This window comes from Plasticicumulans sp. (genome assembly GCF_035331805.1).
Lineage (GTDB): Bacteria > Pseudomonadota > Gammaproteobacteria > Competibacterales > Competibacteraceae > Plasticicumulans.
The window spans coordinates 1-7,851 of record NZ_DAOLKE010000165.1; the positions used below are offsets into that span (position 1 = coordinate 1).

Sequence of the window (7,851 nt, forward strand, 5' to 3'; positions counted from 1 at the left end):
GCTCTGGAGGGCAGGGCTGAAGATCAGGAGATTGCCGGTGTGCGCTCACCGCCGGCAGCGGATTCGGTGTCCCGGAAAGCCCATTCCCCGACCCCTGCTGCAAATTGCGCATGGATGTCTTTGATATTAATCAAAATCAATAAATTGTTGATTTTCATGATTTTCCGGCGACCTGGGACGGCGGCAGGATTGCAAATCGTGCAAAGCCGGGCGCCAGCGCGAATGGGGGCGGGGAGCGTGGTTCAGCAGGGATTTGGGAGTAAAGTCCCGCCTTCAGTTTTACCGCCGGCTGCCGACGCATTGGCTGGGGGTGATCCAGATTCCAGAAACGCGGGGGGAATCCGCGCAAGCCCGACTGATCCTTCTTCCGCCGTCCCGCCGGAGTCCTTGTCATGAACGCCCTGCTGCGTCGTTTCCGTATCGGCACCCGGCTCAGAGCCGGGTTTGCCGCCGTGCTGCTGCTGGTCCTGCTGATGATCGCCACCGCGCTCGGCAATCTCGGCGGCATCCAGGACAACATCGATGACCTCGTCCACGACAACGTCCGCAAGATGACGCTGAACACGACGATGATGAATGCGCTGAACCGCATCCATTCGATCATGCGCGACGCGGCGATCAAGGCGCTGAACGGCGACACTGCCGGCGCGCTGCGCCGGCGCGATGACGTGGCCGGTTTCCGCAGCGCCTACGACAACGCCCGCCGCGAACTCGAAACCCTGCCGGCCAGCCCGCAGGGCCGTGCGATCCGCGAACGCATCGACGCCGCGACCCTTGCCGTGCGCCCGTACACCAACCGCGCCTTCGAGCTGATCCAGGACGGCAAGACCGCCGACGCGCTCGCCGTCATCGACGGACCGATGAACGAAGGCCTGCGCAGCTGGCGCGCGGCGCTCGAGGACAACCTGCGCCTGCAGGAAACCGCCAACCGCCAGGTCTACGAAGAAGCCCAGGACGAATACCGCAGCACGCAGGCGTGGCTGATCGGTATCGCCGCGCTGGTGCTGGTGCTCGGCATCGCCACCGCGGTACTGGTCACGCGCAGCATCGTGCTGCCGCTGCGCGAGGCGGTCGGCGTGCTCGGTGCCGTCGCCGGCGGGGATCTTTCGAAGCACGCGCCGGTGGCCGGCAACGACGAACTGACGGTGCTCGCGACGGCGCTGAACCAGGCGATCGACGCCCAGCGCAGCGCACTCGCCGACATCGATGCCGCCAACCGCGAAGCCCAGGCCGCTGCTGCCGCGCAGGCCGAGCAGGAACGCCGGCTGGCCGCGGCCGAACACGAGAAGCGCGAAGCCGAGCGTGCGCAGGCAGAGCATGAACGCATCGAGGCCGCCCGCATGCAGGCCGAGGTTGCGCAGATCCGTGCGGCCGTCCACGAAGCGGCGCACGGCGACCTGCGCCAGCAGCTCGACATCCCGGCCGACCGGCCGACCGGCGAGGTCGCGGATGCCTTGAACCGGCTGTTCGCAGACCTGCGCCTCAGCATCACGCCGATCGGCGAGAACGCGCACACGCTGGCCGCGGCCAGCGAGGAACTCGGGGCGGTCAGCAAGCAGATGAACACCGATGCCGCCACCAACGCCGAGGATGCCGGCCGTGCCGCGCTCAGCGCCGGTCAGGTCAGCCAGCGGGTCGAGAACGTCGCGGCGGCGACCGAGGAGATGAGCGCGAGCATCCGCGAAATCTCGCGCGCGACGGCCGAGGCTTCGAACGTCACCGACGAGGCCGTGCGCGTGGCCACCGATGCGCAGGCGCTGATCCAGCACCTCGGCGAGAGCAGCAGCCACATCGGCGAGGTCGTGAAGCTGATCAGCTCGATCGCCGAGCAGACCAACCTGCTGGCGCTCAACGCAACCATCGAGGCCGCACGGGCCGGCGAGGCCGGCAAGGGCTTTGCGGTCGTGGCCGGCGAGGTCAAGGAGCTGGCGAAGGCGACGGCCGGGGCCACCGACGAGATCGCGCAGCGCGTCACCGGCATCCAGACCGACACCCAGGGCGCGATCGCGTCGATCGGCCGCATCTTCGAGATCATCCGCCGCGTCAGCGACATCCAGACCAGCGTCGCCGGCGCGGTCGAGGAACAGAACGCCGTCGCCAACGACATCGCCGGCAACCTCGCGCACACGGTGCAGGCCAGCGGTGAAATCGCCCGGGGCATCGACCGCGTCGCCCAGACTGCGTCCAGCACCGAGCAGGGCAGCCGCGAGATCCAGCAGGCCGCCGGCCAGCTCGCGAAGATGGCCGCGCAGCTGCAGGAGCTGGTCGGGCGCTTCCGCTGCTGAGCCGGAGGCCGTCCAGGGACGCGCAGCGCGTTTTCCGGCAGGCAGAAAGCCATCGACCCCGTCCGGCCGGACGGGGTCGATGGCTTTCAGGGCAGCGGATGCCGCGGCTTCAGGAGGCGGCCGAGCGGGTGCCGAAGCCGAACGAGAACAGGTGGCGCACGCTGCCGAGCAGGCGCTTCAGCAGGCCGCGGCGCTGCAGGCGTTCGGCGACGGCCGGAGCCTCGGCGGGGCGGTGGCGGGCGAGGGCACCGGGTTCATTGCGCAGGAACTCGTGCTTGCGCAGCGCCGAGCCGAGGGCGAGGCGCAGCACCGAAGGCTTGACCGGCTTGCCGATCAGCCGGAACAGCTGGCCTTCGTTGATCAGGTCGATGACGGTCGGACCGTCATGCAGCGCCGTGACCATCACCGACAGCACCGCCGGGTGCGTGGCCTTGATGCCCTTGATCACATCGGTCATGTCCTCGTCGGCGACGCGCACGTCGGAGACGACGATGCCGATGCCCTCGTGCTGTTCGAGCAGGGCGATGGCCTGATCGGCGTGGCGGGCGACATGTACCGGATGCGTGCTGCCGAAGTCGGCCCGGACCAGATCGAGCAGTTCGCGACCATCGTCGACGACCAGGATGCCGACGCCGGTGCCCTGGGCGGCGGCCGGCACCAGATCGGGAGCGCCGTGCACCGGTTCGTTGGCCGGGGCCAGCGAGGCGGAGGCGGCAACGGCGACGGTCGCGAGCAGGTCGTTGCCCCAGGGCTTCTGCACGAAGCGGAACACTTCGCCTTCGTTGATGCTGGCAGTGATCGCCGAGAGGTCCGACCACGCGGTCAGCAGGATGCGCATCGTGCGCGGCGAGCGCGTCGCAAACTCGCGCAGCAGCTCGACGCCGGTCATGCCCGGCATGCGCTGGTCACTGACGATCACGTCGATGTCGTGCGTGCCGAGCAGCTCCAGCGCGTCCCGGGCGGAGTTGGCGGTCAGCACCGCGTACTGGCCGGTGCGCCGGAACAGCGCCGACAGCGAACGCGTGATCGGTGGTTCGTCATCGACGAACAGCACGGTCGGCAGCTTGCTGCCGGCGGGCTGCGGGCGGGTGCCGGAAACGGGAACAGGAACGAGATGCGGCGTCGTGCTCATCGGGGGTCCCTCAGGCAGCCGCGCCCAGCGGGCGCAGAGGTTCGGACGGGTCCGGATTGCCGGCCGGGCGGGGGGCGGCAGCGGTGGTGGCCGCAGCATCGACCGGAGCGGCCGCGGCAAGTTCGGCGGAGGCATCGACCGGCAGATCGAGCGTGAAGCTCGCGCCGTGCCCCGGCGTGCTGTCGACGAGGATGCGTCCGCCGTGGGCACGCACGATCTGGTGCGCGAGGTGCAGACCGAGGCCGGTGCCCTTGCCGACGTCCTTGGTCGTGAAGAACGGATCGAAGATGTGGTCGCGGATCTCGGCCGGGATGCCGCAGCCGGTGTCACTGACCACCAGCCGCACGCGCCGGCCCCGCGCGTGCAGCTCGGCGCTGATCGTCAGCCGGTGCTCGGCGGCGCCCTGCATGGCGTGGCAGGCGTTGACGACCAGATTCAGCAGCACCTGCGCGAGCTGGCCGGGCGCGCAGATGATCGCCGGCAGGTCTTCGGCGTAGCGGGTGTCGATCCGGGCGCCGCACTTGCGGATTTCCGAGCCGGCGATGCTGAGCACGCTCGCGACCAGCTTCGGGATCTCGGTGCTGACGACCTGACGCTGGTCGAGCCGGCTGAAGCTGCCGACGGCCTCGACGATGGCCTGGATGCGCGTGGTGCCGTCGGCGCAGTCTTCGAGCAGCTGCATCAGCTCGGTCGCCGTTTCCTCGCGTACGAAGGTTTCGGCGGCGATCAGCGTGCGCCCGAGTTTCAGCGCGCGCGCATCGGTGTCGGTCCCGGGCTGCTGCGCCTCGCGCCAGTCCTTGCTCAGGCTGGCCAGCGTGCGGGCGTGATCGACGCAGACATCGAGGTTGCTGCGCGTCCAGGCCAGCGGGTTCTTGATCTCGTGGGCGATGCCGGCCGCGAGCGTGCCGAGGCCTTCGAGGCGACCGGCCTGCACCAGCGCCGCCTGGCTCTCGTGCAGTTCGCGCGTGCGTTCGGCGACCAGGCGTTCGAGCACGCGCCGGCGACGGGCACCGAGCGCGAGCGCGAGCGCCGCGACCACGGCGAGGCCGATCACGACCGCCTGCGCCAGCCGGTGGAAGCGATCGGCACCGAGCACGTCGGGGCGCGTGGCCCAGTCGCTGTCCGGGCGGCCGTACCAGACCAGCCAGCCGCGCGCCGCGCCGGCGAGGCCGAGCGGCATGGTTTCGGAGTAGATCGTGTCGGGGGCGGCGCGCTGCTGGCGGATCCAGCCGGCAGCACGGCCGGCCTCGCCGCCGGGACCGCCGGCGACCAGATAATCATGATCGGCGTTGTAGAGCGCGAAGTTGCCGTCCTCGGCACCGGCGCCGATGGCGGCGGCCAGCGCGCGGGACGGCAGTACGACGGCGACCGCGCCGCTGAGCGTGCCATCGGTGGCGTAGACCGGCACCGTCCACAGGAAGTGGCCGGCACCGTCCGGATCGAGGCAGTCCGGCACCGCCCGGGCGCCGATCGCCGGATAGGCCGACCACGGCACGGCGTTGGCGCGCGGGTGCTGCTGCTGCAGGTATGCGAGCTGCCCGCGCAGGCGTTCGTCGAGCAGCGCGTCGCTGCGCGCCGTGCAGTCGGCGCTGGCGGCCTTGCGCGGGGCGGTCCACGGCAGCACGGTCACGGCATCGAGCCGGTACGGCATCGGCGCATCGCTGCCGGTGCCGACCACCAGCAGCCGCTGCGGACGCAGGCGCTGCTGGCCGAGGAAGATTTCGCCGATTGCCGCGGCGGTTTCCGGTTCGGCGGCTCCGGCCGGACCCTGCGCCTGCACGGCCGGCAGACGCGCGATCGCGCGCAGGCCGCGCGCCAGCGCACCGAGTTCGATCTCGACCTGTTCGCGACGGGCGAGCAGGCGCTGGTGGCTTTCCTGGATGTAGGCGGCGCGCGTCGCCTCCAGGTCGATGGCGTGTTTTTTCTGGATCGCCCACAGGCCGGCGGCCGTGGCGGCGACGAGCAGGACACCGGCGGCGACGATGCCGGCGGTGGCGGACTGGCGTGGCGATTGCGGCATGGTGTGGCCTCCCGTGGCATCTGCCGGCATTCGTTCGCAAGCGCGGACCGGCCCCGTGGCCCGGCTCGATACGGGTACTGCGCTTCAGCTGGAACCGGCGGGAGCCGGTCGGAAAAGCCAGTGATGGATGCGGTGGCGGCGGCCTGCCGTTCCTGCGTGGGAGCGGCATGAATCCGTGCCTGACCCGAGTAACCGTGAAAATCGCTCGGAATTGGCGATCAAGCTGGCTGCCGTCCGCCGGAGCGTCAAGTGACGGTACGGTCAGGTTCCGTGCTCCGGCGGTCGGCCACAACCGGCAAATGCCGCATGTGCGGCCAGCGGAGGCGTCCGCGCAGACGCCGCAAACCGCCGTGGCGCCCCGATGCAGCCGGGGGACTTGAAACCGCCGGCCGGTGCCCGCATGTCCGGCCGCGTTCCCTCATCCACCGAGCCGGAGACCGATCCGACCATGACCGTCGATACGCACAAGGAAACGCTGGGCTTCCAGACCGAGGTGAAGCAGCTCCTTCACCTGATGATCCACTCGCTGTATTCGAACCGGGAGATCTTCCTGCGCGAGCTGATCTCCAACGCGTCCGATGCCTGCGACAAGCTGCGCTTCGAGGCCCTGACCGATGGTGCGCTGTTCGAGGACGACGCGACGCTCGCCATCCACATCGCCGCCGACAAGGACGCGCGCACGCTGACCATCCGCGACAACGGCATCGGCATGAGCCGTCAGGAGGTCATCGACAACATCGGCACGATCGCCCGTTCCGGCACGCGCGCCTTCTTCGAGCAGCTCTCCGGCGACCAGCAGAAGGACGCCTCGCTGATCGGCCAGTTCGGCGTCGGCTTCTATTCGGCGTTCATCGTCGCCGAGCGCGTGACGCTGACCACGCGCCGCGCCGGCCTGACCGCCGGACACGGCGTGCGCTGGGAATCGGCCGGCGAGGGCGACTACACGCTCGAATCCATCGAGCAGGCCGCGCGCGGCACCGAAGTGACGCTGCACCTGCGCGAGGAAGCCGCCGAGTTCCTCGACGACTGGCGGCTGCGCTCGATCATCACCAAGTACTCGGATCACATCCAGCTGCCGGTGATGCTGACCGTCAGCAAGCCGGCCGAGGAGGAAGGCGGCGAGGCGACCCGCGAGATCGAGCAGGTCAACAAGGCCTCGGCACTGTGGACGCGCGCGAAGGGCGACATCAGCGACGACGACTACAAGGCCTTCTACAAGCACGTCGGCCACGACTTCCAGGATCCGCTCGCCTGGACCCACAACCGCGTCGAGGGCAAGTACGAGTACACCTCGCTGCTGTACGTGCCCGGGCGTGCGCCGTTCGACCTGTGGGACCGCGACCAGAAGCACGGCGTGAAGCTGTACGTGCAGCGCGTGTTCATCATGGATGACGCCGAACACCTGATGCCGCGCTACCTGCGCTTCGTGCGCGGTGTCATCGATTCCAACGACCTGCCGCTGAACGTCTCGCGCGAGCTGCTGCAGTCGAACAAGGTCATCGACTCGATCCGCTCCGGCTCGGTCAAGAAGGTGCTCGGCCTGCTTGAAGAGATCGCGAAGAACGAACCCGAAAAGTACGCGACCTTCTGGCAGGAATTCGGTCGCGTGCTGAAGGAAGGCCCGGGCGAGGACTACGCCAACCGCGAGCAGATTGCGAAGCTGCTGCGCTTCGCCACGACCCAGGCCGACACGCCGGAGCAGAGCGTCTCGCTCGCCGATTACGTCGCGCGCATGAAGGAAGGCCAGACGGCGATCTACTACATCACCGCCGATTCCTTCGCCGCCGCGAAGAACAGCCCGCACCTCGAAGTGTTCCGCAAGAAGGGCATCGAGGTGCTGCTGATGTCGGAGCGCGTCGACGAGTGGCTGATGTCGCACCTCGAAGAATTCGACGGCAAGCGTCTGGTGTCGGTCGCCAAGGGTGCGCTCGATCTCGGCGCGATCGAATCCGACGAGGAAAAGGCGCAGCAGAAGGAAGTCGAGGAGCGCTTCAAGGGCCTGGTCGAGCGCGTGAAGACCGTGCTCGGTGACGCGGTCAAGGACGTGCGCCTGTCGCAGCGCCTGACCGATTCGCCGGCCTGCCTCGTCGTCGAGGAATACGCGATGAGCGCGCATCTGGAGCGGCTGCTGAAGGAAGCCGGTCAGGACGTGCCCGGCAGCAAGCCGACGCTGGAGCTGAACCCCGAGCACCCGCTGATCGCGCGCCTCGATGCCGAGGCCGAGGACACGCGCTTCGCCGACCTCGCGCACCTGCTGTTCGGTCAGGCGACGCTCGCTGAAGGCGGCACGCTCGAAGACCCGGCGACCTTCGTCAAGCGCCTGAACGGCCTGCTGCTGACGCTGGCGGCCTGAACCGGCGGGCTTCGGCCCGCCCGATGCTCAGATGCGGCCCGTCCGGGAAACCGGGCGGGCC

The 7,851-nt window shown here is 69.2% G+C and carries 5 protein-coding genes; 2 read left to right on the forward strand and 3 right to left on the reverse strand.

The features are described from left to right. Positions 1 to 23: 23 nt before the first annotated feature. The gene (locus PKE44_RS11980) at positions 24 to 158 is read right to left on the reverse strand and encodes a hypothetical protein (RefSeq protein ID WP_324551448.1); all 135 of its coding nucleotides are present in this window, start codon (positions 156 to 158) and stop codon (positions 24 to 26) included. A gap of 234 nt (positions 159 to 392) precedes the next feature. Between PKE44_RS11980 and PKE44_RS11985 the strand changes: the two genes are divergently transcribed. Further along, a complete protein-coding gene (locus tag PKE44_RS11985; RefSeq protein WP_324551450.1) occupies positions 393 to 2,285 on the forward strand; it encodes a methyl-accepting chemotaxis protein in 1,893 nt (630 codons plus the stop codon). A 109-nt stretch (positions 2,286 to 2,394) separates the two neighbouring features. On the opposite strand, the gene PKE44_RS11990 is transcribed toward PKE44_RS11985, so the two are convergent. Both PKE44_RS11990 and PKE44_RS11995 read right to left on the reverse strand, forming a co-directional pair. After that, complete coding sequence (locus PKE44_RS11990; protein WP_324551452.1) at positions 2,395 to 3,417, reverse strand: response regulator; 1,023 nt, start codon at positions 3,415 to 3,417, stop codon at positions 2,395 to 2,397. 10 nt (positions 3,418 to 3,427) lie between these two features. Beyond that, positions 3,428 to 5,437, reverse strand: coding sequence for an ATP-binding protein (locus PKE44_RS11995; protein WP_324551455.1), 2,010 nt, complete (start codon positions 5,435 to 5,437; stop codon positions 3,428 to 3,430). 448 nt (positions 5,438 to 5,885) lie between these two features. On the opposite strand from PKE44_RS11995, the gene htpG reads away from it, so the two are divergent. Then, complete coding sequence (gene htpG / locus PKE44_RS12000) at positions 5,886 to 7,790, forward strand: molecular chaperone HtpG (RefSeq protein ID WP_324551457.1); 1,905 nt, start codon at positions 5,886 to 5,888, stop codon at positions 7,788 to 7,790. Positions 7,791 to 7,851 lie beyond the last annotated feature (61 nt).